General features: G+C 59.1%; 20 protein-coding genes. 14 read left to right on the top strand and 6 right to left on the bottom strand.

What is annotated here, in order from left to right:
• Positions 1-7: 7 nt before the first annotated feature.
• The 4 genes from D7S44_RS19745 to D7S44_RS19730 all read left to right on the top strand — a co-directional run bounded on the left by D7S44_RS19745 (position 8) and on the right by D7S44_RS19730 (position 5949).
• Positions 8-1528 (top strand): xylose ABC transporter ATP-binding protein, encoded by a 1521-nt coding sequence (locus D7S44_RS19745; RefSeq protein ID WP_120457780.1) that lies wholly within the window; start codon positions 8-10, stop codon positions 1526-1528.
• The gene (gene xylH / locus D7S44_RS19740; RefSeq protein WP_120457778.1) at positions 1521-2696 is read left to right on the top strand and encodes a xylose ABC transporter permease XylH; all 1176 of its coding nucleotides are present in this window, start codon (positions 1521-1523) and stop codon (positions 2694-2696) included. The genes D7S44_RS19745 and xylH overlap by 8 nt, the downstream gene beginning before the upstream one ends.
• A 92-nt stretch (positions 2697-2788) precedes the next feature.
• Positions 2789-3967: a D-xylose utilization transcriptional activator XylR gene (gene xylR / locus D7S44_RS19735; protein WP_120457776.1), complete on the top strand. Its 1179-nt coding sequence runs from the start codon at positions 2789-2791 to the stop codon at positions 3965-3967.
• Between the two features lie 365 nt (positions 3968-4332).
• Positions 4333-5949: a malate:quinone oxidoreductase gene (locus D7S44_RS19730; protein ID WP_120457774.1), complete on the top strand. Its 1617-nt coding sequence runs from the start codon at positions 4333-4335 to the stop codon at positions 5947-5949.
• Between the two features lie 165 nt (positions 5950-6114).
• Here the strand turns inward: D7S44_RS19730 and D7S44_RS19725 are convergent, their stop codons facing one another.
• From D7S44_RS19725 to D7S44_RS19705, 5 genes are all read right to left on the bottom strand, one after another.
• Entirely contained in the window at positions 6115-7248 is a 1134-nt protein-coding gene (locus D7S44_RS19725; protein ID WP_120457854.1) for an ROK family protein, read from the bottom strand.
• A 154-nt stretch (positions 7249-7402) separates the two neighbouring features.
• Entirely contained in the window at positions 7403-8143 is a 741-nt protein-coding gene (dnaC, locus tag D7S44_RS19720) for a replicative helicase loader DnaC (RefSeq protein WP_120457773.1), read from the bottom strand.
• Positions 8143-8679, bottom strand: coding sequence for a primosomal protein DnaT (dnaT, locus tag D7S44_RS19715; protein WP_120457771.1), 537 nt, complete (start codon positions 8677-8679; stop codon positions 8143-8145). Before dnaT ends, dnaC begins: the two co-directional genes overlap by 1 nt.
• Before the next feature lie 103 nt (positions 8680-8782).
• Positions 8783-9460 carry a hypothetical protein gene (locus D7S44_RS19710; protein ID WP_120457852.1) on the bottom strand — a complete coding sequence of 226 codons (678 nt, stop codon included), beginning with the start codon at positions 9458-9460 and terminating at the stop codon, positions 8783-8785.
• Positions 9461-9536: 76 nt separating this feature from the next.
• Positions 9537-10226 carry an autotransporter gene (locus tag D7S44_RS19705; RefSeq protein ID WP_120457769.1) on the bottom strand — a complete coding sequence of 230 codons (690 nt, stop codon included), beginning with the start codon at positions 10224-10226 and terminating at the stop codon, positions 9537-9539.
• 139 nt (positions 10227-10365) lie between these two features.
• Between D7S44_RS19705 and D7S44_RS19700 the strand changes: the two genes are divergently transcribed.
• From D7S44_RS19700 to D7S44_RS19660, 9 genes are all read left to right on the top strand, one after another.
• Positions 10366-10926 (top strand): DNA-3-methyladenine glycosylase I, encoded by a 561-nt coding sequence (locus D7S44_RS19700; RefSeq protein WP_120457767.1) that lies wholly within the window; start codon positions 10366-10368, stop codon positions 10924-10926.
• A 109-nt stretch (positions 10927-11035) separates the two neighbouring features.
• The gene (locus D7S44_RS19695; RefSeq protein WP_120457766.1) at positions 11036-11698 is read left to right on the top strand and encodes an OmpA family lipoprotein; all 663 of its coding nucleotides are present in this window, start codon (positions 11036-11038) and stop codon (positions 11696-11698) included.
• A 162-nt stretch (positions 11699-11860) separates the two neighbouring features.
• Positions 11861-12847, top strand: a complete 987-nt coding sequence (locus D7S44_RS19690) for a LacI family DNA-binding transcriptional regulator (protein ID WP_120457850.1) — start codon at positions 11861-11863, stop codon at positions 12845-12847.
• Positions 12848-12914: 67 nt separating this feature from the next.
• Positions 12915-13940, top strand: a complete 1026-nt coding sequence (locus tag D7S44_RS19685; protein ID WP_120457764.1) for a LacI family DNA-binding transcriptional regulator — start codon at positions 12915-12917, stop codon at positions 13938-13940.
• Between the two features lie 137 nt (positions 13941-14077).
• Positions 14078-14827, top strand: coding sequence for a sugar phosphate isomerase/epimerase family protein (locus tag D7S44_RS19680; protein WP_120457763.1), 750 nt, complete (start codon positions 14078-14080; stop codon positions 14825-14827).
• A 9-nt stretch (positions 14828-14836) separates the two neighbouring features.
• Positions 14837-15790 carry a sugar kinase gene (locus D7S44_RS19675; RefSeq protein WP_120457761.1) on the top strand — a complete coding sequence of 318 codons (954 nt, stop codon included), beginning with the start codon at positions 14837-14839 and terminating at the stop codon, positions 15788-15790.
• Positions 15791-15826: 36 nt separating this feature from the next.
• Positions 15827-17107: an MFS transporter gene (locus tag D7S44_RS19670; protein ID WP_120457759.1), complete on the top strand. Its 1281-nt coding sequence runs from the start codon at positions 15827-15829 to the stop codon at positions 17105-17107.
• 72 nt (positions 17108-17179) lie between these two features.
• A complete protein-coding gene (ghrB, locus tag D7S44_RS19665) occupies positions 17180-18151 on the top strand; it encodes a glyoxylate/hydroxypyruvate reductase GhrB (protein ID WP_120457757.1) in 972 nt (323 codons plus the stop codon).
• A gap of 77 nt (positions 18152-18228) precedes the next feature.
• Positions 18229-19482, top strand: a complete 1254-nt coding sequence (locus tag D7S44_RS19660; RefSeq protein WP_120457848.1) for a valine--pyruvate transaminase — start codon at positions 18229-18231, stop codon at positions 19480-19482.
• A 39-nt stretch (positions 19483-19521) separates the two neighbouring features.
• Here the strand turns inward: D7S44_RS19660 and D7S44_RS19655 are convergent, their stop codons facing one another.
• A complete protein-coding gene (locus D7S44_RS19655; RefSeq protein WP_120457755.1) occupies positions 19522-20973 on the bottom strand; it encodes an aminotransferase-like domain-containing protein in 1452 nt (483 codons plus the stop codon).
• Positions 20974-21210: 237 nt separating this feature from the next.
• Between D7S44_RS19655 and D7S44_RS19650 the strand changes: the two genes are divergently transcribed.
• A complete protein-coding gene (locus tag D7S44_RS19650) occupies positions 21211-22677 on the top strand; it encodes a hypothetical protein (protein WP_120457753.1) in 1467 nt (488 codons plus the stop codon).
• Positions 22678-22693: the final 16 nt, after the last annotated feature.

Genomic DNA, 22693 nt, shown 5'->3' with positions numbered 1-22693 from the left:
GAGATCGATGCTGCTGGAAATGAACAATATCACCAAGCGTTTCGGCGCGGTGAAGGCGCTGGATAACGTCAGCCTGCGGCTGGAGAGCGGCGAAGTGATGTCGCTGTGTGGCGAAAACGGCTCGGGTAAATCCACGCTGATGAAAATCCTGTGCGGGCTTTACCCACACGGCGAGTTCGATGGAGAGATCCAGTTCGCCGGGGAGAAGATTCAGGCGCAGACCATTCGCGATACCGAACGCAAGGGCATTGTGATTATCCATCAGGAGCTGGCGCTGGTGCGCCAGCTGACGGTGATGGAGAACATCTTTCTCGGCGCGGAGCTGGGCCGCTTCGGCATTGTCGATGACGAAACCATGACGCTGCGCTGCCAGCAGCTGCTGGCGCGGGTGAAGCTCGACGTCTCGCCCGACGCCCGGGTCGGCGACCTGGGGCTGGGACAGCAGCAGCTGGTCGAGATCGCCCGCGCGCTGAACAAGCAGGTGCGGCTGCTGATCCTTGATGAGCCGACCTCTTCGCTTACCGAGCGTGAAACCGAAGTGCTGCTGAGCATTATTCACAACCTGCGCGATCACGGCATCGCCTGCATCTATATCTCGCACAAGCTGAACGAGGTCAAAGCGATCTCCGATACCATCTGCGTGATCCGCGACGGCAAGCATATTGCCACCCGGCCAGCCGCCGGACTCAGCGAGGATGACATCATCACCATGATGGTGGGACGCGAGCTGACCGCGCTCTATCCGCATCAGCGACACACTATCGGCGAAACGGTGCTGCGCGTCGAACATCTGACCGCCTGGCATCCGGTTAACCGTCAGGTGCGCCGCGTCAACGATGTCTCCTTCAGCCTGAAGCGTGGCGAAATCCTCGGCATTGCCGGGCTGGTCGGCGCGGGCCGCACCGAAACAGTCCAGTGCCTGTTTGGCGTCTGGCCCGGCCGCTGGCAGGGCGATATCTGGATAAACGAAAAAAAGGTGCAGATCCGCGACTGCCAGCAGGCGATTGCGCAGGGCATCGCGATGGTGCCGGAGGACCGCAAAAAAGATGGCATCGTGCCGCTGATGGGCGTCGGGAAAAATATTACCCTGGCGGCGCTGGACCAGTTCAGCCACCGCTTTGCGCCGCTTGATGAGACGCGCGAGCAGCACGTTATTAACGCGTCGATCGCGCGACTGCGGGTCAAAACCTCTTCGCCGGAGCTGGCGATCGGCCGACTGAGCGGCGGCAACCAGCAAAAAGCGATTATCGCCAAATGTCTGCTGCTGAACCCGCAAATTCTTATCCTCGACGAACCGACGCGCGGCATCGACGTGGGCGCGCGTCAGGAGATCTATCTGCTGATCAACAGTCTGGTGCAGCAGGGGATCGCCGTGATCGTTATCTCATCTGAACTCCCTGAAGTGCTGGGCCTGAGCGATCGTGTTCTGGTGATGCATGAAGGGCGGATCAAAGCCGATCTGATTAATAACAACCTGACTCAGGAGCAAGTTATGGAAGCGGCCCTGCGGAGTGAACATTATGCTTAAAACCGAAAGTCGTCAGGGCACGCTGCCGGGCGCGCCGTCGCCGGGTAAATTCTCGCTGCCTAATCTACAGGTGCTGGTAATGCTGGGCGCAATTGTGGTTATCGCCCTGTTTTTTACCTGGACCACCGACGGCGCCTGGCTCAGCCCGCGCAATGTCTCTAACCTGCTGCGTCAGACCGCGATCACCGGAATTCTGGCGGTCGGCATGGTGTTCGTGATTATTTCAGCGGAGATCGATCTGTCGGTTGGATCGATGATGGGCCTGCTGGGCGGCGCGGCGGCGATTTTCGACGTCTGGCTCGGCTGGCCGCTGCCGCTGACGATAGCGGTGACGCTGCTGATGGGGCTGCTGCTGGGCACCTGGAACGGCTGGTGGGTCGCCTACCGCAAAGTGCCGTCGTTTATCGTCACGCTGGCCGGAATGCTGGCGTTCCGCGGCATTCTGGTGGGGATCACCAACGGCACAACGGTTGCGCCGACCACGCCTGCGATGTCACAGATCGGGCAGAGCTATCTCTCCGACGGCGTCGGCTTCGGTTTCGGCATCGCCGGGCTGGCGCTCTTTATGCTGTGGCAGTGGCGGCTGCGGCTGCGCCGTCAGCAGCTCGGTCTGACTCAGTCCGCTGCCGGCAGTACGGTGGCGCGTCAGGCGCTGACCGCCGTCCTGGTGCTGGGCGCGATCTGGCTGTTGAATGATTATCGCGGCGTGCCGACGCCGGTACTGCTGCTGGCTTTGCTGCTGCTGGGCGGTATGTTTATGGCGACGCGCACCGCTTTTGGCCGTCGTATCTATGCTATCGGCGGCAACCTGGACGCCGCGCGGCTGTCGGGCATTAACGTGGCGCGCACCAAGCTGGCGGTATTCGCCATCAACGGCGTGATGGTGGCGATCGCCGGCTTGATCCTGAGTTCGCGCCTCGGCGCTGGCTCGCCATCGGCGGGCAATATCGCCGAACTGGATGCGATTGCCGCCTGCGTGATCGGTGGCACCAGTCTGGCGGGCGGCGTGGGTTCGGTCGCGGGCGCGGTGATGGGCGCCTTTATTATGGCCTCGCTGGATAACGGCATGAGCATGATGGATGTGCCCACCTTCTGGCAGTACATCGTTAAAGGAGCAATTTTGCTGCTGGCGGTGTGGATGGACACCGCCACACGCCGCCGGGTGTAATCGCGTCGACGATCACAACCTGGCGCAAACAATTTCTGCTGTTCATCCGGCCATGCTATGCATTGCGCTGGGATTCAGGAGAGCGCGCCACTATGCATGAAAAACGCTATCGCATTACGTTGCTGTTCAATGCCAATAAAGTCTATGACCGCCAGGTGGTGGAGGGGGTCGGCGAATATTTACAGGCGTCGCAGACCGACTGGGATATTTTTATCGAAGAGGATTTTCGCTGCCGCATCGATAATATCCGGGAATGGCTGGGCGATGGCGTAATCGCCGACTATGACGACAGCTCTATCGAGCGGCTGCTGGCGAACGTCGAGGTGCCGATTGTCGGCGTCGGCGGCTCTTACCATCGCCAGCAGGATTATCCGCCGGTGCACTATATCGCCACCGACAACGCGGCGCTGGTAGAGAGCGCCTTTCTTCACCTTAAAGAGAAGGGCATTAACCGTTTCGCCTTTTACGGGCTGCCCGCCTCCAGCGGCAAGCGCTGGGCGCAGGAGCGCGAACACGCATTTCGTCAGCTGGTGCAGCGCGAGCGCTATCAGGGCGTGGTTTATCAGGGCATGAATACCGCGCCGGAAAACTGGCAGCACGCGCAGAACCGACTGGCCGACTGGCTGCAAACCCTGCCCCAGCAGACGGGCATTATCGCCGTCACCGACGCGCGCGCGCGCCATCTGCTGCAGGCCTGCGAATATCTCAAAATCCCGGTGCCGGAAAAGCTAAGCGTTATCGGCATCGATAACGAAGAGCTGACGCGCTATCTGTCGCGCGTGGCGCTCTCGTCGGTGGCGCAGGGCACGCGGCAGATGGGCTATCAGGCCGCCAAATTGCTTCATCGCCTGCTGGACAAGCAGCCGCTGCCGCTCCAGCGCATTCTGGTGCCGCCGATTAAGGTGATTGCACGCCGCTCCACCGACTTCCGCTCGCTGCGCGATCCGGCCGTGATTCAGGCCATGCACTATATTCGCTTCAACGCCTGTAAAGGCATCAAGGTGGAGCAGGTGCTGGACGCCATCGGCCTGTCGCGTTCTAACCTGGAGAAACGTTTCCGCGATGAAACCGGCGATACTATTCACGCCATGATCCACCGCGAGAAGCTGGAAAAAGCGCGCGAGCTGCTGGCCTCCTCCTCTCTGAACATCAACGAAATTTCTCAGATGTGCGGCTACCCTTCACTGCAGTATTTTTATTCGGTATTTAAGAAAAGCTATGCCACCACGCCGAAGGAGTATCGACAGCATCATGGTGAAAGCGTGATGTAAAATGACCGCTGATTTATCAAGGCTAAGCCGCGCGCTGACATAAAATAAACCGCTATTTATTGCAGCCGGGCGGTTTAGCCTTGTGGTTAATATTGTTTTTTCTCTCTTACCCTGCCTGTTAAATAAGCCCGTTTGCTTCTCCGCTTTTTTCCGCTTTCAAAAGTTACAATAGTTACAATATTTGTAATTCTTTTTAAAACATGTGTTGCGAATGTTATATTCCGCCGCGCTTTTAACTGTAACTTAACACACTACCGCTCGTGCTGGATGTGAGTTGAAATTTGAATGGAGATCGCAGCGCCTCCGCAGAAGGCGCGCGGTGTCACTTGCCGGTTATCGACAGATAGCCGTTGGAGAAGTTTTTCATGCGTAAAATTGTACAACTTCTGGCTCTCTGCGCGCCGCTGCTGGTCGCGCAACACGCGGCCTGGGCCGACGAGCAGAAAAATGTCGACGTCATGCTGATTGGCGGCGGCGTAATGAGTGCCACACTGGGAACCTATTTGCAGGAACTGGAGCCACAGTGGAATATTGAGATGGTTGAGCGTCTCGATAAAGTCGCTGAAGAGAGCTCCAACGGCTGGAATAACGCAGGCACCGGCCATTCCGCGCTGGCGGAAATGAACTACACCCCGGAAAAAGATGACGGCAGCATCGATATCAGCAAGGCTGTCGAAATTAATGAATCTTTTCAGATTTCCCGCCAGTTCTGGACTTACCAGGTAAACCGCGGCGTATTGACCAACCCGAAAAGCTTTATTAACAGCACGCCGCATATGAGCTTTGTATGGGGAGACGATAACGTCAACTTCCTGCATAAGCGTTATGAAGCGCTGCAGAAAAGCACGCTGTTCCGCGGCATGGAATATTCAGAAGACCACGCGCAGATTGAGAAGTGGATCCCGCTGGTAATGGAAGGCCGCGATCCTAAGCAAAAAGTCGCGGCAACGCGTATTCCTATCGGCACCGACGTTAATTTCGGCGAAATCACGCGTCAGCTGGTGGCTTCGCTTCAGAAAAGCGATCGCTTCTCGCTGGAGACCGGCCACGAAGTGCGCGATATCAAACGCGCCGATAATGGCGGCTGGAACGTGACCATCGCCGATCTGCACAACAACAACGCCGAGCATGTGGTGCACGCGAAGTTCGTGTTTATCGGCGCAGGCGGTGCGGCGCTGCCGCTGCTGCAAAAGTCAGGCATTCCGGAAGCGGATAACTACGCTGGCTTCCCGGTAGGCGGCGAGTTCCTTGTCACCGATAACCCGGCCGTGGTGCAGCGTCACCTGGCGAAAGTGTACGGTAAGGCCTCTGTTGGCGCGCCGCCGATGTCGGTGCCGCACCTTGATACCCGTATGCTCGACGGCAAGCGCGTGCTGCTGTTTGGACCTTTCGCGACCTTCTCTACCAAGTACCTGAAAAATGGTTCGCTGTGGGATATGTTCAGCGCGACCACTACCTCCAACTTCATGCCGATGGTGCATGTCGGCCTGGATAACTTCGATCTGGTGAAATACCTGATTGGCCAGCTGATGCTGTCGGACGACGATCGCTTCGCGGCGCTGAAAGAGTACTTCCCTGAGGCGAAGAAAGAGGACTGGCGTCTGGCGATTGCAGGCCAGCGCGTGCAGATCATCAAGAAAGATGCGGAGAAAGGCGGCGTGCTGCGTCTCGGCACTGAAGTGGTCGCATCGAAAGACGGCTCTATCGCCGCGCTGCTGGGCGCTTCGCCGGGCGCATCAACCGCTGCGCCTATCATGCTGACGCTGATGGAAAAAGTCTTTAAAGACAAAGTGGCGTCTGACGCCTGGCAGAGCAAGCTGAAGGAGATCATCCCTTCTTACGGTCAGAAGCTGAACGGCAACGTGGCGGCGACAGAGAAAGAGCTGTCGGAAACCAGCCGCGTACTGCAGCTCGACTACACGCCGATGACGCCAGCGGCGAACAGCGCCCTGGCAGCGACGCCGGTAGCCGCCGCGCAGTAACCGCAGCAAACGGCTGACAAAGCCGATACGCAGGCGACGGGGAGCGAAGAGCAAAGCGTCCCGCGACAGGAGCGTCGCGGGACGAGCGGGCAAGGAAGCCCTGAGTAACATTGCGATCGCTCCCCGCCACCTACATCCAAACCTGCAGTCAGCCTCTTCCGCCCTCTAATCCTGCCTCTGTTCAAACTGTTCAATCACCGCCAGCGACAGCCCCACAGCCGGATCGAGACGCGTCTGCAAAAAATGCAGCGCCGTGTTCTGGAAGGTGAAGGCGGGCGTACTGGTTTCGATACGTTTGCGCACCGTGTCGCAAAACAGCGTGTGCGTATTCCAGGGCGCGTCGATAATGACGCTGGCCGGGTTCAGCAGCAAAATAATCTGGCCGATCGCTCTGGCGAGGAAGCTGCCCGCCTGCTGCATCACCTCATCCACAACCTTTGGCGCCTCATTGCGCGTCTGCCAGCTTAAACCGGGACGACGCTGCGCCAGCTGCTGCTCTATTGCCGGCTTGCTAATCAGCGCCTCAACGCATCCCTGACGTCCACAGCGACAGCGCGGGCCGTCCGGCTGCACATTAAGATGCCCCGCCTCGCCCGCGGTCCAGCTGTGGCCGGTCACTACCTCGCCCTGCTGCACCAGCGCGCCGCCTGTTCCTTCGGCAATACGCAAATAGAAGTGGCTGCTTTCTGTTTTCAACCCAAGCTGCTGAACCGCCAGCAGCGCCGACGCCTTGACGTTATTCATCACGCGCAGCGGCAAACCCACCTTTTGTCTGACCGGCGTCAGCAGATCGACATCCTGCCAGCCGAGCTGGCTTGAAAGATGCATCCAGCCGCGCTCTGGATCAACAATGCCGGGAAAGCCCAGCCCGATGCCCAGCAGTTGCGGATGCTTCTCCGCCAGGTCGCTGCACAGGTTCGCCACCTCATCCAGCAGCTTTTTAGGGTTCGTGGTATCGACGCGACGCGTCTGTTCCACCATTACCTGCGAAAAGTAGTCGCAGACGCGCCAGTAAATCGCGTTGCGCTCCACCATAATGCCTGCGCTTTTTAACTTTTCCGGACAGAGAGCGATCTCAATCTTCGGCCGTCCGGCGGCAGCCACGCTGATCGGCCCTATCTCCCGAAGCAGCGACTTTTCCAGCAGTTCATCCACGATCAGCGAAACCGTATTTTTGCTGAGCGACAATATATGGGCTAAATCCTGACGCGAGGTAACGCGCAACCGGCGGAGCTGCGTCATCACGCGCTTCTGATTGTTAAGTCTGAGTAGTGCTGGGCCTTTACTCATGTTCTTTATAGCGCTCATCTGACAGGCAACGTATCTTTCAGTGTAACAGCCCATTGTCATGCCTTATCTGGCACTTTTGCGCGCTGTTTCACACAAGTCGCAGCACAATGCGAAAGGCGTAAAAAAACCGGGTCGCGCCCGGTTTTCTACAAAAAAGAGAAGATTAATATTCGTCGCCGCGCACGCGGCTGCGATAACTTTCCCAGTCGAAGCGCACCCACATGCTGTTGCCGAGACGCATGCGGTCCATTACGCGTTCGCCCAGCAGGGTATTCATGCCTGCGGGATCGAGGTTAGAGAGCATACCGGTCGGGCGTTTCGAGGATGAGCGGCGATCGACGATCTGGTTGATAATCACCTTTTCATAGCGCGATTCGCTCTGCATGCCGATCTCGTCAATCACCAGCAGATCGACGGTGCTGAGATCCTGCAGCAGTCGCTCTTCGGTAATGTCGCTGCCGCCGCTAAAGGTCCCTTTCATGCTGGACATCAGGTCCGCGACGGTCACGATCAGCACGCTTTTACCGCGCAGGATAAGATCGTTGCCGATAGCCGCCGCCAGGTGGTTTTTGCCGGTGCCCGGACGGCCAGAAAAAACGAAGCTGGCGATGCTGCCCTCAAAATCGTCCGCATACTGACGCGCCATTGTCAGCGCTCTGCGCTGGCCTTCGTTCTCGACGCGATAGTTATCGAACGAGCAGTTCATATGCAGCTCGCGAATGCCGGATCGCCCCATTACGCGCTGCATTTTCATCGCGCGGTTTTCACGCACGATAGATTCCGAACGCAGGCGCCCCTGCTCCTGGTTCCAGGCCAGCAGCTCTTCACCGCTGGTGAACTTCGGCTGTACGTTGGCGGGCATCATCTTTTTCAAACGGCTGAACAGATCGGTCGGCGTTTTCATTACTCACCTCGGAACCCATCGGGAATGTTGTAATCAGTATTGCTGATTTGCGTAATGTCGCGTTTTGGCTGGCCGCCGCTGGCGGCGCGGTTCATCTGCACGCTGCGCGCCAGCTTCTGCTGCCACTGCACATGGTGAAACAGGCGGCCTTCCGCCTGCCAGTAGGCAATAAAGGCGGCCAGCTCGGCAGGCGTGACCGGCTCGCTCAGCGCCACGCCCCAGATAGCGGCCTGGCGCTGAAAGTCGGCGTCGGGCTGCCAGCCTGAATACATGGCAAACTTGCCGACCGGCGTCGGCAAGGCGGCTGGCAGGTCGTCATATAAACTGTCATCCAGCGTCACATCGCTGGGCTGCTGCGTCGCCGCCTCCAGCGCCAGCAGATGCGCCAGCCGCTCGGGCGCCACGGCGTAAAATGCCGGAACGTAATTATCCAGCACCGCCAGCGTGCCGTTTTCCGCCTGCTGCAGCGCCTGGCGTGGATCCTGACGAAAGGCATCCAGGCCAATAAGCGTAGAAGTAAGTATTTTGACTGACATGATGAAACCTGACGTTGACCTGCACGTTGCGCCGGCAGAGCACCGGCGCACAAGTCTCTATTGTACCTTTTTTAGCGCCCTGGATCGCCAAAAAAGGCGCATGTTACGAGGAGGATGAAGCGGTCCTGGTGGAAAGCGGCGTCTGCAGCCGCTCAGCAGCCGCTGCCCTGATGCGCGCCGGACGCGTTTGCCACAGATAGCGCGTAGAGGCGAGCCAGCAGAGGCTGTAGCCCAGCAGCTCGGTGCCCTCTTCCGCGATGTTTTTCACCACGCGGTTGTAACCATCCAGCATCAGGTGCTGCCAGAGCTGATGCATGCCGAACAGGCGGGAGAACACCAGTACGATTAGCATGCCGCTGACGGTCATCAGCCAACAGCGATCCGTCATGAAAGCGACCAGCCCGTCCAGCGTGCCGCGCGGCGAACGCAGCGCCAGCGCCAGACAGGCGGCAGTGGTCGCCAGCGCGAACCATACCCAGCTGCCGTGCTTAATCACGTCGAACACAAAGTCCAGCTCGCGGATCAACATACAGCTGTAGAAGCCACCGATCAGGATAAGCGCACCGCGCAGGTCGGGACGCCTGTACGCCGACCAGAAGAACATCACCGCGATGGAGGCGAGCATGATCTCCTGTAGCGTCTCCGTCAGCGAGGTCTCGTGCACGGCATTGTTCATCCAGTTAACGTCGATATAGATAGCCGACATCATCAGCACAATGAAGAGTGTTGCAAATAAAAAAGCCGCGCATTCACGGCCAAGTATTGAGAGATTTTCGCGCATTTTATCACCACTTTTTTGATTAGCGCGCTTATTATATGGCGCTGCCTGCTCGCCCTTTCTCATTTTATGCCCCGGACTAAAAGCTGGCGCTGACGCCAAGGCTGTAAATCAACTCCTCCCCATTGTTAATGGCGCTGCTTTGCGAAAAGGCTGCAAAGGCTGCAACATTCTGATTTAACGGTATATTTGCGCCGACACTGACGTCCAGCCGGCTCTCTTCGCGTGCGGCCGCGTCATCCGGCAGGCGATCGCGCGCCTCGCCTGTAAAGCTTTCGCCCGGCTGGTAGCTATAGCTAAGCTGCGCGTAGGGCGCGATCCAGCCCAGCCGGGAATCAACGCGCCAGCCCAGCGTCGCTACGGCGTCGCGGCTAAAATCGCACTGCGGACAGCTGAGCGGCGCAAGCGCTGTCGCATACTGTGCCACCGGTCCGGTGGTCAGCGAAGCGCCCAGCGGCATATCCCAGCCCGCGCTGTAGCGCTTGCCGGTCGGCACAGGCTCGACGCGCAGCGTGAACGCCCCCTGAGTCGGGTTCAGCGCCGCGTCCAGGAAATTCATATCGGCATCGTTACCGACAATCAGGTGATTTCGGGAAATTTTTTCAGCAAGGATAGTGTTGTAATCGGGACGCGTGCGCGCGCCGTCATCCGTTGATGACAACGTCTCGCTGCTCCAGGCAAACAGGGGCGTTGCAGAACAAAAAAGCAACGCACTACTCAGCCCCAACGCCGCAAGGCGCTGGCTGGCACACTGACTTTTCTGCAACATGAAAAACTCCAGACGACGCTGAAGAGAACACTCGGCGCTATTAAGGGGCTGTTTTATCGCGCCTGCTGTATAACTATTAACCGGCTGAACGTAAGATCAAGCGTCGCCATAAAATTTTCTCTTCTTCGGGATACTGAACATGCAACGATGCGGCTGGGTCACTCAGGACCCGCTTTACCTGGCCTACCACGATCGGGAGTGGGGCATTGCGCAAACCAATAAGCAGGCGCTGTTTGAAATGCTCTGTCTGGAAGGTCAGCAGGCCGGCCTTTCCTGGATTACCGTGCTGAAAAAACGCGAAAACTATCGTCGCGCTTTTCACGCCTTCGATCCTCAGACGGTGGGTTTAATGGATGAAGACGATCTGGCGTGCCTGATGATGGACAGCGGCCTGATACGCCATCGCGGCAAACTCGCCGCTGTTATCACTAACGCGCGCGCTTACCTGGCAATGGAGGCGAAAGGAGAGGATTTTGCGCGTTTCGTGTGGGGGTTTGTCGATAACCAAACGATTGTGCACCACTTCGCACATTATAAAGAAGCGCCTACGACGTCAGACCAGGCCATAGCGCTGTCGAAGGCGTTAAAGCAGCGTGGGTTTAAATTCGTCGGCCCGACAATCTGTTATTCGTTTATGCAGGCCTGCGGGCTGATTAGCGATCATCAGACAGACTGTTTTTGCCATCCTGACAATCTTTAACGCTTAACCTCAGCAAAATAAGAGTTTCCCTCACCCTTTCTCTGATTATAAGCGGCATAATCTCGCCGCTTAAAAGACGTTATGTCTTTATTTGATTTAGGGAATGAGCATGTATAAAAAATCACTTACGCTTTGCCTGTTACTGAGCGGCAGCCTTGCGCTGTCAGGTTGTACCGTTAATCCATACACCAACGAATCGCAGGCCGGTAAATCGGGCATCGGCGCGGGAATCGGCGCGTTAATGGGCGCCGGCGTCGGCGTTCTCTCCTCATCGAAAAAAGATCGCGGCAAGGGCGCCCTGATTGGCGCAGCGTCCGGCGCGGCGCTGGGCGGCGGCATCGGCTACTACATGGATGTGCAGGAAGCCAAGCTGCGTGAAAAAATGCGCGGCACCGGCGTCAGCGTGACGCGCCAGGGCGATAATATTGTGCTCAATATGCCCAATAACGTCACCTTCGACTCCAGCAGCAGCAGCCTGAAAGCGGCGGGCGCCAATACGCTGACCGGCGTCGCCATGGTACTAAAAGAGTATCCGAAAACCGCGGTAAACGTGGTGGGCTATACCGACAGCACCGGCTCGCGCGCGCTGAATATGCGTCTCTCTCAGCAGCGTGCGGAGAGCGTCGCCAGCGCGTTGATTACGCAGGGCGTCGCGGCGGGCCGTCTGCGCACGCAGGGGCTGGGACCTGATAACCCGGTTGCCACCAACAGCACCGAGGCAGGCAAGGCGCAAAACCGCCGCGTGGAAATCACCCTCAGCCCCACTGGCTGATGCGAAAGCGCCCCGCAATGGGGCGCCTTTTATCACTCTGCTATTTTTCTGGCATTTTTACGCGCTTATTTCGACAAAAGCGCTCAGCCGACATGCATTCTGTAGTGCCAAAACAGACTTTATGTTAGCGTGAAAATAAACGTGTTCAGCGAGTCGTCCAGCATGTCACTAAAGGCCATCGCCAGCGAATTAGGGTTGTCCGTCACCACGGTTAGCCGGGCATTAAACGGCTATGAGGATGTGGCGGAGGAGACCCGCAAACGTGTCGAAGCAGAAGCGCAGCGGCGCGGCTATCGTCCCAATTCTGCCGCACGCCGTCTGAAAACCGGCCGCGCCAATGCGGTGGGTTTAGTCTTTCCCGCGAGTACGTCGCCTGTCAGCGACTGCCGTTTCAGCGAAATGCTGCTGACGTTCGATCAGCGCCTTGCGCAGCTGGAGATCGACCTGCTGCTGCTCGTCGATAAGCCCCAGGACGGGCCGCGCACCCTGACCCGACTGCTGCGTAGCCGGGTGCTGGATGCGCTGATCGTCACCCACACCCTTCCGCAGGATGAACGCCTGCTGAGCCTGCAGCAAAAAAACTTTCGCTTTCTGGCGCTCGGTCGCAGCGACCTGCCGCAGCCCTACGCCTGGCTTGACGTCGATAATCACCTCGGCTCGCGCCTGGCGGTGGAAGCCTGCCTGCAACAGGGACTGACGCGTATCGCCTGGCTGGGCAGCGATGAGGCGACGACCTTCGTCCGCGACCGCCGCCAGGGCTTTCTCGACGCCATGGGCACCGTCACGCCTGTCGATATGGTGGCTGTGCCGCCGTCGCGCCGCGCCGGCTATCAGCAGTGCGCCGCCTGGCTGGCGCAGGGGAAGCCGCTTCAGGCGATTATCGCCGACAGCAGCGCGCTGGCGGAAGGCGCGGCGCTGGCGGTACAGCAGGCGAACCGGCTTTACGGTAGTGAGGCGGTTCGCCTGTATGCCTGGGAGGGCTTGCCGCGCGAAGCGATCGTCGAGGCGCCGGTCATCGCAATCCGCCAGGCCTCGGACCGCGAAACCGGCGAGCAGCTCGCCGATATGGTAGTGCAGATGCTTAATGGCGCGCCGCTGGACCAGCTGCAGCTGCTGCGTCAGCCCTGGCTGGACAGCGCGGCGCGCTGATCGCCCTTTTTGCGACGGCCAGCGGCTGTGCTAGTCTCTGCCTGTTTCTCTTTTTACAGGTATCGACATGAAGAACAGACCGCCTCGCGCCACCATCAGCGATGTCGCTCGCAGCGCGCGAACCGGTAAAACCAGCGTCTCTCGCTATCTCAATGGTGAGCAGCATCTTCTTTCCGCTGATTTAAAAGCCCGTATTGAGCAGGCGATAGCCGAGCTCGACTACCGTCCCAGCCAGATGGCGCGCGGGCTGAAGCGCGGCCGCACGCGTCTGATCGGGCTGATTATCGCGGATATCACCAATCCCTATTCGGTCGACGTCATGTGCGGTATCGAGGCCGCCTGCCGCGAACGCGGCTTTACGCTGCTGATGTGCAACACCAACAATGAAGTGGATCTGGAGCAGCACTATCTTCAGCTGCTGAGCAGCTATCAGGTCGAGGGCGTGGTGGTAAATGCCGTCGGCATGCGCGAAGAAGCACTGAGCCGTCTGCAGCAGTCGCTGCTGCCAATGGTGCTGATCGATCGAAAAATCCCCGACTTCGCCTGCGATGTGGTCGGCCTGAATAACGCCGAAGCTGCCGAGATCGCCACGCAGCATCTGCTCGACAACGGCTATGAGGCGCTGCTGTTTTTGAGCGAGCCGCTGGGCAGCGTCAACACGCGCCGCGAACGCCTGCAGGCTTTCCGCCAGCGGCTCGCCGCCTGGCCGCAGATTGCGCATGAAAACGCGGAGGTGCCGCAGCATCAGCCCGCGGCGCTGGATGCGCTGCTGCTCGACTACGCACAGCGTCAGCGCGGAAAACGCGCGGCGGTGATGGTGGCGAACGGCGCGATGACGCTGCAGGTTGCGCGCGCTATGCAGCGCGTCGGCCTGCGCTGGGGCGAAAATATCGGGCTGCTCGGCTTCGACGAGCTGGAGTGGGCCGCGCTGGCGGGCGTCGGCATTACCACGCTCAGACAGCCTACCTGGCAAATTGGCTATGCGGCGCTGGAGCGACTGATCGCCCGCATTGAAGGCAATGCCGGGCCTGCCGGAGAGCAGGTTTTTTCCGGTGAACTGGTGGTGCGCGGCTCCAGCCAGCCGCTTCCCTGATCCCCCTTTTTTCCTCCTTTCTCGTGCTCGCTTCGTGAGCACGATCATAGTTTCAGCCTCTGCTCCTTTGCTTTGGAACCGGTTCCAATTAACGTTTTCTCTGTGAATTTTGCTTAATGCGCTTTTGAGGAGTGACGATGAACGCTGAAATTGTTGTGGTGACCGCAGCTTACGGACAACAACAGGTCGCCGCGCTGGGCGGTCAGCAAGCGTTGCTGCCGCTGATCCAGCAGGCAGGCGCCGACGGCGTCGAAATCCGCCGCGAACTCTTCGACGCCGCTACGCTCGCGAACCTGCCCGCGCTGGCCCATGCTATTCAGCAACATCAGCTGCGCGCCAGCTACTCGGTACCCGACACGCTGTTTTGTGACGACGGCGCGTTAAATCCCCAGCTGGAGAACTACCTTAAAGAAGCTCAGCAGCTGAATGCGCAGCGCCTTAAGCTGGCGCTGGGCGGATTTAACGGTGACCTGCACGGTGCGGATTTGCGCGCGCTCAGTGAACGCTATCCGCTTGAGCTGGCGGTAGAAAACGATCAAACCACTAACGGCAAGCTCGCGCCTACGCTGCATTTTTTCCAGGCGGCGGAGCGAGAGAGCCTGCCGGTGGTGATGACCTTCGATATGGGCAACTGGCTCTGGACGCAGGAGAACGCGCAGGAGGCGGCGGCGCAGCTTGGTCGTTTTGTGCGCTATATTCACGTCAAAGCCGCCGAACCGCACGGTGACAGCTATCGCGCGGTGGCGCTGGACGAAGCGAAAGATGACTGGCGTCAGCTGCTGCGACAGCTGCCGGACGACGCGCCGCGCGGCATCGAATTCCCGCTGGAAGGCGAGGATCTGCTGGCGGTAACTCGCCACTATGTATCCCTGCTGCGCACTCGGTAAGGAGAGAAGATGACTACTCTGAATAACGGCACGCTGGACGTCGTCACCATCGGCGAAGCGATGGCGATGTTCGTGGCACGTGAAACCGGCGATCTCGCCGCCGCCGAAACCTTTATCAAGCGCGCGGCGGGCGCGGAGCTTAACGTCGCCATCGGGCTGGCGCGTCTCGGCCTGAAAGTGGGCTGGGTAAGCCGTGTCGGCGACGACAGCTTTGGCCGCTTTATTTGCCAGGTGCTGGAAAGCGAAGGCGTCGACCACCGTCAGGTCACGAAGGACGCGCGCTATCCCACCGGTTTTCAGCTGAAATCCAAAGTCGACGACGGCTCCGATCCGCTGGTGGAGTATTTTCGTAAAGGCTCCGCCGCCAGCCACCTTTCCGTTGACGATTTTAACAGCGACTACTTCGGCGCCGCGCGCCATCTGCATCTGAGCGGCGTCGCCGCGGCGCTCTCCGACAGCTCGCTGGCGCTGCTGAAGCACAGCGCGAAAGAGATGCGCGCGCGCGGCAAAACCATCTCTTTCGATCCCAATTTGCGGCCGGTACTGTGGCGCAGCGAAGAGGAGATGCGTCAGCAGCTCAATCATCTGGCGGAATACGCCGACTGGGTGCTGCCGGGCGAAAAAGAGGGCTATATCCTGACCGGCTATCGTCAGCCGGAAGCCATCGCCGATTTCTACCTGGATAAAGGGGTAAAAGCGGTGGTGATTAAAACCGGCTGCGACGGCGCCTGGTATAAAACCGCGCAGGGCGAGCAGGGCCAGGTCGAGGCGATCCGCGTTGAAAACGTGGTGGACACCGTTGGCGCGGGCGACGGCTTCGCCGTCGGCGTGATCAGCGCGCTGCTGGAAGGTAAAACGCTGCCGCAGGCGATTACGCGCGGCAACAGAATTGGTTCGCTGGCGATTCAGGTGATCGGCGACAGCGAAGGGCTGCCGACACGCAGCGAGTTAGGCGATTATTAGCCTGCATCCGGAACCGCAATATCAGAGGAGAACATCATGAAAACGCAGACAATCGCGCCGAAACGCTGGTGGTATATCATGCCCATCGTGTTTATCACCTACAGTCTGGCGTATCTGGATCGCGCAAACTTTAGCTTCGCCTCTGCCGCCGGCATAAACGACGACCTGGGCATTACCAAAGGCATGTCCTCGCTGCTGGGCGCGCTCTTTTTTCTCGGCTACTTCTTTTTCCAGATCCCCGGCGCGGTTTATGCCGAACGCCGCAGCGTGAAAAAACTGATTTTCTGGTGTCTGGTGCTGTGGGGCGTCTGCGCTTCGCTGACCGGCATAGTGAGCAATATCCCGATGCTGGCGGCGATCCGCTTCGTACTCGGCGTGGTGGAAGCGGCGGTTATGCCTGCCATGCTGATTTATATCAGTAACTGGTTCACCAAATCGGAACGCTCGCGCGCAAATACCTTCCTGATCCTGGGTAACCCGGTCACGGTGCTCTGGATGTCGGTGGTATCCGGCTATCTGATTAACGCGTTCGGCTGGCGCGAGATGTTTATCTTCGAAGGGATCCCGGCCGTAATCTGGGCTGTCGCCTGGTGGTTTATGGTGCAGGATAAGCCGGAGCAGTCGCGCTGGATGAGCGATGAAGAGAAAGCCGCGCTGGCCGCCCAGCTGAAAAAAGAGCAGGAGAATATCAAGGCGGTACGCAACTACGGCGAGGCCTTCCGCAACCGCAACGTTATTCTGCTCTGCATGCAATATTTCGCCTGGAGCATCGGCGTTTATGGCTTCGTGCTGTGGCTGCCGTCAATTCTGCGCAACGGCACGCAGATGGGCATGGTGGAAGCGGGCTGGCTGTCAGCCGTGCCTTATCTGGCGGCGACCATTGCGATGATCGTCGTCTCCTGGGCGTCGGACAAAATGCAGAACCGCAAACTCTTCGTCTGGCCGCTGCTGCTGATCGGCGCGCTGGCATTCCTCGGCTCATATCTGGTGGGTAGCGGCAATTTCTGGCTCTCTTACGCGCTGCTGGTGATTGCAGGCGGAGCCATGTATGCGCCTTACGGACCTTTCTTCGCCATCATCCCGGAAATGCTGCCGCGCAACGTCTCCGGCGGCGCGATGGCGTTGATCAACAGCATGGGTGCGCTGGGATCGTTCGTCGGTTCCTGGATTGTCGGCTATCTTAATGGAGCGACGGGCAGTCCGGCAGCCTCCTATATCTTTATGGGCGCAGCGCTGCTGGTATCGGTGTGGCTGACGTTAATCGTCAAGCCGACCGAAAATAAAACGCCGCCGCTGCACGGTGCGAAACACGCCTGAAAGCGTAAGCGCTGACCCTCTTCTCCGGGCGACCTGTGTGTCGCCCGTCACACGTTTTACAGGGAGCGAACGATGAAACCATCCGTGATTCTGTATAAAAGCCTGCCGGACGACCTGCGCGCCCGGCTTGACGCCCACTTCAGCGTAACCGAAATCCGCGATCTGTCGCCGGAGAGTCAGCAGCAGCACGCTGACGCGCTGGCGCAGGCCGAAGGGCTGATCGGCTCTGGCGGCAAGGTCGACGGCGAACTGCTGGCGAAGATGCCGAAGCTGCGCGCCTGCTCAACCGTATCTGTGGGGTACGACAACTTCGACGTCGACGCGCTCAATCAACGCCATGTGCTGCTGATGCATACGCCGACGGTGCTGACCGAAACGGTGGCCGACACCATGATGGCGCTGGTGCTGAGCAGCGCACGCCGCGTGACCGAACTGGACGCATGGGTAAAAGCGGGCCAGTGGGACAAAAGCATCGGGCCAGACAGATTCGGCGTCGACGTGCACCATAAAACCCTCGGCATTCTCGGCATGGGCCGCATCGGCATGGCGCTGGCGCAGCGTGCGCACTTTGGCTTCGGGATGAAAGTGCTTTATAACGCGCGTCGCGAACATGAAGAGGCGCAGTCTCGCTTCAGCGCGCAGCGCTGCGATCTGGAGACGCTGCTGAAAGAGAGCGATTTTGTCTGCATCAGCCTGCCGCTGACCGAGCAGACACACCATATGATCAGCGCGGCGCAGCTTAAGCTCATGAAGCCGAGCGCCATCCTGATCAACGCCGGACGCGGTCCGGTGGTGGACGAAGAGGCGCTGATCGCCGCGCTGAAAGAGGGCACGATCCACGCGGCGGGCCTGGACGTATTCGAGAAGGAACCCTTGACCTCATCGCCGCTCTTCTCTTTGCCTAACGTGGTAACGCTGCCGCACATCGGCTCCGCTACCCATGAAACGCGTTACGGTATGGCGCAGGATGCGGTAGAGAACCTGATCGCCGCGCTGACCGGCAAGGTGGAAAAGAACTGCGTCAATCCTGACGTGCTTAAGTAATCCGCCCTTTCCATTGCGCCCGCCGCTGGCGGGCGTTATCGTTGGTTTCCCATTCGTCACACGTTTTTAACTTCTATATGGCTTTTTCTCAGTTCGGCGACAAGTTTACCCAGCACACCGGCATCTCACGTCTGATGGAAGATATGGGCGCAGGCCTGCGCACGCCCGGCACCATTATGCTCGGCGGCGGCAATCCGGCGCAGATCCCGGCGATGAATGCCTATTTTCAGCAGCTGCTGCAGCAGATGCATGACGAGGGCAAGCTGAGCGAAGCGCTCTGCAACTATGACGGCCCGCGCGGCAAAGCCACGCTGCTGAATGCGTTGGCGACGCTGCTCAGCAGCGAATTAGGCTGGCCGGTAACCGCACAGAACATCGCCCTGACCAACGGCAGCCAGAGCGCCTTTTTCTATCTGTTTAATCTGTTCGCCGGTCGCCGCGCCGACGGCAGCAAAAAGCGCGTGCTCTTTCCGCTGGCGCCTGAATATCTGGGTTACGCCGATGCCGGCCTGGATGAAGGGTTGTTCGTTTCCGCGAAACCCAATATTGAGCTGCTGCCGGAAGGACAGTTTAAATATCACGTCGATTTCGAACATCTGCCGATGCATGACGACATCGGCCTGATCTGCGTGTCGCGCCCGACCAATCCGACCGGCAACGTAGTGACCGACGACGAGCTGATGCAGCTTGACGCGCTGGCGCAGCAGCATGATGTGCCGCTGCTGATCGACAACGCCTACGGCGTGCCTTTCCCCGGCATTATCTTCAGCGAAGCGCGCCCGCTGTGGAATCCCAATATTATTCTCTGCATGAGCCTGTCGAAGCTCGGTCTGCCCGGCGCACGCTGCGGCATTATCGTCGCCGACGAAAAGACTATCGGTGCCATCAGCAATATGAACGGCATTATCAGCCTGGCACCCGGCAGCATTGGCCCCGCTATCGCCGCCGAGATGATCCAGCGCGGCGACCTGCTGCGATTGTCGGAAGAGGTGATTAAGCCCTTCTATCAGGCGAAAGTGACGCAGACGATCGCGATTCTTCGCCGCTATCTGTCGGAAGAACGCTGCCTGATCCATAAACCGGAAGGCGCGATTTTCCTCTGGCTCTGGTTCCGCGATCTGCCGATCAGCACCGAGGCGCTCTACCAGCGGCTGAAGGCGCGCGGCGTATTAATGGTGCCGGGCCACTTTTTCTTCCCCGGCCTGGAGCAGGCGTGGCCGCACACGCACCAGTGCATGCGCATGAACTATGTGCCGGACGCCGAGACCATCGAGCGCGCGGTGCAGATTCTGGCGGAAGAGGTAGAAAAGGCGTTTGCGGAGCAGGTGTGATCGGCTGCCCTGAATAAGCTCCGGCCTGACCGGAGCTTACTACTCTTCCGTTTCCACCAGCGACTCCCGACACCACTGCGCCAGCTGGCGGATCGCCTGCTCGACTTCTTTATTCCAGCCAAACCCGGCGTTAAGCCGGAAACAGTGGTCGTAGCGGTGATCGGTAGCGAAAATATGGCCCGGCGCGATACCGATGCCGGCGTTACGCGCCTTGAGAAACAGCGCGCGCACGTTCAGCGCCCGATGCGGCATCTCTACCCACAACACATAGCCCCCTTCCGGTTCTGAGACGCGCGTGCCCGCCGGGAATTCGCTCAGCAGCGACTGCCGCATCTTCTGGATCTGTCCGGCCAGCTCGCGCCGCAACTTGCGCAGATGGGCATCATAGCCGCCGCTGCGCAGCAGTTCGGCGATCGCCGCCTGCGACAGCGTCGAGGTGCCCATGGTCGAGGTATATTTCAGCGAAGCGATCTTGCGCATGTAGTTGACGCTGTGTACCCAGCCAATGCGAATGCCGGGCGCGATGGTTTTAGAAAAGCCGCTGCACAGGATGGCGTTGGGGCTAAACGCGCGCATCGGAAAGGGACGCCGTTCGCCGAAGGCGGTGTCGCCGAAAATATCATCTTCAACGATAACCACATCATTCTCATCGGCCTGACGAGCGATATAGGCTTTCTGCTCGTTGGGAATCGATTTACCGAGCGGATTGTTGACGTTGCTGATGGTGAGAAAGGCCTGTACCGCTTTACGACGAAACAGCGCAGTAAGCTTTTCGACGTCGACATAACCTTCTGGCCCGGCCTCTACTTCGATGACGCGCAGGTTGAGATTATGCAGCATCTGCAGCAGCACGAAGTAGCAGGGTGACTCCACCGCCACTACGTCGCCAGGCTTGAGCGTTGCCCGCAGCGACAGCGATACCGCCTCAATACAGCCGTTGGTGATCAGAATATCGTCAGCGCTGATATTACAGCCGTACTCCACCGCGCGGCGCGCGATCTCATGCTTCAGCGGCAGGTAACCGGTGCCTTTAACCGTCGTGCCCAGCAGCGCCGGTTTGCTGTATCCCATCTGGCGCATCAGCAGCCCGATTTTTTTTACCGGATAGAGCGAGCTGTCGCCGTTCGCCAGATCGAGACGAACGCGGCACTCCGAGCCGAGGATCGCCAGATGCATCTCCGTCTGTTCATCCAGCGGCGCGACCAGGCGCGGCTGCGCTAACTGCGACGGCTGCGCCTCTTTATGCGTCAGGCGCGCCGCAACGAAAAAGCCCGATTTCGGTTTCGCCACCGCAAAGCGCTCATCCTCCAGCGTGCGTAACGTTTTTAGCGCGGTCGTCAGGCTGACGCTGTACTGCGTAGCCAGCGTGCGCACTGAGGGCAACCGGCTGTCGGGCAGCAGCGAGCCGCTGCGAATAGCCTGCTTGATCTGCTCGGCTATCTGGCGGTAACGACTGCTCTGACTCTCCTGCTCGTCCGTTTCACCGGGCATCTGTTCCACCCCATATCGTACTGATCTGTGCGTATTCAAGAGAGTACATTCAAAGTACTTTAGGCTGCATCTCTTAATTATTTATGACGCAAAACCATTCCGTTCTCTGCGCCAGGTTCCCTGACGACCGTCTCAGTTCAGGCATTCATTGCTACACCGCTTAATGGCCTGTTTTTCATGAAATCACCGGGTTACGTGCATTTAACCGAGTTTATCAGCCAAAGGAAAACGCGAGAAATGAATAATCTGTCCACCATGATGAGAGAAATTGAAGGCTATCTGACGCCCGCAATCATCGATTCCGCTAAACGGTGCTCTCATCGCCTGCTTGCCGCGCTGCCTGATAGCGAGCATCTCTCGCGCAACCGCATTCTGCTCGCCTACGGCGGCGGTAAAGACAGCAGCTATATGGTGGCCTATGTGCGCTATATTCAGGGATTAATCTGGCAGCAGCGCGGCGACACCTTTCGCCTGCGCATCAGCACCAACCGCCACGCCGCCATGAGCGACAGCGTGATGGAGAATATCGACCGCGTTTACCACGCGCTGGCTATTCACCATGACGCCTTCGTAGAGAGTCTGATCGTCGATGGCCAGCAGATCCGCCCTTTTGAACGTCATCTTCCCCTGCCTGAGGCAGTGCGCCAGCAAAACCGCAGCGATGTGCTGATGAACGGCCACCGCTTTCGCGCCGACGCGCGCTCGACCTTCTGCAACGCCTGCAACCTCAGCATGGTGAATTCGTTCGGCCTGGCGGCGCACTATAACGGCGGCGTGGACCTGATTATCACCGGCGACTCGCCGCAGGAGCAGACCGCCTATGTCGCTTGGGCGCGCCACCTTTCCCGCCTGTTTAACGCGCCGACGGCGGAAAAAGATCAGGGCTTTCGCGGCTTTCTACAGACGCTCGACGGCGTGGCCGATCGCTACTCGGCTGCCATTCACGGCGAAGAGGGCGTCACGCCCGCGCGCCGCATCATGCATCAGCTGACGCGTAACCCGCTGTTCTTCAATATCTATCAGGACACCGCTTACGAAGCTGGCGCGCACTGGGCGTTGCTCAATGACTTTATGCGCTTTCGCTTCGACGCGCTGATGTTCAGCTTTTCCGAATCGGACTGCGGCAACCCGACGCTGATGGCGCATATTCGCGGTCTGCGCGCGGAAACGCTGCTGCAGCGCAGCTATGCTGAAGGCATCCGCGAATATGTGCGCTTTGCGCTGGGGCTGATGGCGCAGAAAGATTTTCCGCAGCCGCTGATCGCCGAGATGGCGGCGCGCTATCAGGATGACGAGGCTATCGAACAGCAGCGCCAGCGCGCGGCGCGCTTTGCCGCTGAGGCGTTCGGCCTCGATGAGACCCAACTGATTTGCATGATCTACTCCCCCTTTATCGCCCAGGGCAACCAGCTGCACAACTGGCTGACGCAGCAGCGGATCGCGCTGGATGAAACGGCGATTCGCCAGCTACTCTCCGGCGAGCGCGACGACGCGGCGCTGACGCAGCAGCTGAACCAGCTCTCCGGCCTGGATCTCGCCCAGATGCGCCACTGCTGGCGCAGCAGCCAGGTGAGTTCGCTGCTGGAGGGCAAAAGCGCCGATCCGCTGTCGCGCGTTCTGCGCTTCGATCCGCACAAGGCGGTGATTCAGGTTAACCACGGCGTCCTGCAGGATACCGTGACCGAAGTGATTTCCGGGCGCTGATCCCGGTAAGGCGAAG

This window comes from Pantoea piersonii, assembly GCF_003612015.1.
Classification (GTDB): Bacteria; Pseudomonadota; Gammaproteobacteria; order Enterobacterales; family Enterobacteriaceae; genus Pantoea; species Pantoea piersonii.
The sequence above is the reverse complement of the archived record's forward strand: the minus strand, read 5'-3'. Positions and strand labels throughout refer to the sequence as shown.